This is a genomic window from Psychromarinibacter sediminicola (assembly GCF_029168335.1).
GTDB lineage: Bacteria > Pseudomonadota > Alphaproteobacteria > Rhodobacterales > Rhodobacteraceae > Psychromarinibacter > Psychromarinibacter sediminicola.
Map to the genome: position 1 here is coordinate 1 of NZ_JARGYC010000172.1, position 2,224 is coordinate 2,224.

Here is a 2,224-nt window from a genome sequence, read left to right on the forward strand (position 1 = left end):
AGCGGTTTTCCCATGATCCACCTCCACATATAGTGAATCACAAACCCTTCCTTATGGGAATCCCCGACTCTGGTTTTCCGCACGAGGCTCTAGAGTAGCGTTTCCGAGGTGATCTATGACGGAAGGACTTCCGGAATACCTTATTCAAGGTGAGGCCGCCCGTCTGTTCCCAGTTCTTTCAACGACATCCAAAGAGGGCAGGACAACTTCCATACTGCTCGCCTGTCTATCCAGGATCGAGGAATTTGGTGCCCTACTACTCTCTTCCGTGGGGCAACGTGTCGGCAAGCGTGCATCGATCACGGCGTTCACTGAGGTTTGCTTCAAGAACCAAAGCTCCTCGATAAAGGAACGTCCCGACGGCCTGATCGTCCTGAGGGTTGGATCGAGGGAATGGCGCGCCCTTGTAGAGGCCAAGGTCGGAAACGCGGAACTGAAGCCGGATCAGATTGAACGGTATCGGATACTGGCGAAGGACAACGGAATCGACTGCGTCATAACCGTCTCGAACCAGTTTGCGACGAAACCGGGCAGCCATCCCGTTGAGGAAGTTCGTCGTAGCCGCTCAAAGGTGCCCGTCTACCATTGGTCCTGGATGCATGTCCTGACAGAGGCCGACCTGCTGCTTAGCCAGGAGTCCGTCGGAGACACGGACCAGCGCTTCCTTCTGAACGAACTTCGCAGGTTCCTAAGTCATGAGAGTGCGGGCGTCAGGGGCTTCGACCGGATGCCCTCGTCGTGGACTGAACTGAACCGGTTGGTTTCTAGTGGTGGAGTCATCGGCACAAAGTCGGTGGAAGCCCAGGAGGTGATCCAAGCCTGGCACCAGGAAACGCGCGACCTCTCCCTCATTCTCAGCCGCATGACGGGAACGGCAGTGATGGAGAAGCTTCCCAAAAAGCACCGCAACGATCCGGCACAAAGAATGAAGGACGAGTACACGCTGCTGAGAGAAAGGACTCAGTTGGTTTCCTGTCTGGATGTCCCGGACGCGGCAGCGCCCATTGACGTGGTGGCCGATATCACTCGTCGATGCATTGATGTAGGAATGACGCTAAAGGCACCAGCCGACAGGAAGTCATCCAAAGCACGGGTCAATTGGCTCCTTCGCCAGATCAAAGTCGAGAAGGCAGACGACCTGTATGTCAGGCTCATGTGGCCCGGAGCCAGCGAGCCGACGCAATTCCTTGTATCTGACCTTCGGGACAATGTGGGCATCTGTGAAGAAGGCAAAGAGCACCTTACGACACACGGGTTTCATATTTTCCTCTCGCGACGCCTCGGGGCCAGATTCACGCAACAGGTGAATTTCATCTCGGACCTGGAAGCCATTGTACCGGCGTTCTACGGCGAGGTCGGGGCCAACTTGTCTGCCTGGAAAGCACCGGCACCCAAGATCAAACAGCCGCGTGACACCGCGGAGGATGTGTCCACCGGAGGCATAGCTGAGGACGCGGAAGGCTATGACAGCTAGCGCCTACGCCGCCCGAGAGGCCCCCGTCTATGACAGCAGCTTCTCGAACGCCTTGTCGGTGGGCAGCCGGATGCTGCCTTCGCGCAGCCCGAGGAGCCGGTCGAATGCCTGCTGCTCGGCGCGCAGCCGGCGTGCAAGTCTCTCTTCCGCCGCCTCTCGCCGGCCCTGCCGCGCCGCGTCGTGGATGTCGATGAACGCCAGCCACCTCGTTCTTGCGAGCTGCAGGAAAAGATCGGCCGTCACGTCGATATCGGCCAGATCGAGAACGCCCTGCGTCACGCCTTCCGACAGCAGCTCTCTCAGGCCGGGAAGCGACCGCCGGCCGCTTTCCTGGCTCAGCTTCGTGAAAACCGACCGGTTTCCCGGACGCCGCGCGAGGCGCACGATGCCGATGACCTCCTCGGTGTGATCGAGCTCCCAGCTCATCGCGTCCCACAGATAGCGCGAGATACGCTCGACCACGCTCGCCCCGTCGGCCTCGGCCCCGGTGGTCGCGGCCGCGGTCGCGGCGTCGGCGAAGCGGCGGACCAGGGCTTCGAGGATATCCTCCTTGGAGGAGAAGTGGTGGTAGAACCCCCCTTTCGAGAGCCCGGCTTCGCCAAGGATCTCGCTGACCGTGAGCGCCTCCCAGCCGCGCGAGGCAAGCAGGCGCGCCGCGGCATCGAGGATGGCGGATCGGCGCTCTTCCGCGGACAGGCGAAGGCGAGCGGGCATGTGACGTCCTCCGGGTATTGCAACATGTCGATCCGT

At 60.4% G+C, this 2,224-nt stretch carries 2 protein-coding genes; one reads left to right on the forward strand and one right to left on the reverse strand.

Annotated features, from left to right (window positions below):
• The first annotated feature begins 115 nt into the window (after window positions 1-115).
• Window positions 116-1,474, forward strand: a complete 1,359-nt coding sequence (locus tag P1J78_RS24660) for a hypothetical protein (protein WP_275570023.1) — start codon at window positions 116-118, stop codon at window positions 1,472-1,474.
• Between the two features lie 27 nt (window positions 1,475-1,501).
• On the opposite strand, the gene P1J78_RS24665 is transcribed toward P1J78_RS24660, so the two are convergent.
• On the reverse strand, window positions 1,502-2,224 hold a 723-nt coding region (locus P1J78_RS24665; RefSeq protein ID WP_275570024.1), incomplete at its 5' end, for a TetR/AcrR family transcriptional regulator.

Coding starts and splice junctions, on each gene's coding strand:
- P1J78_RS24660 (WP_275570023.1), top strand. CDS start 116: ATGACGGAAGGACTTCCGGAATACCTTATTCAAGGTGAGGCCGCCCGT.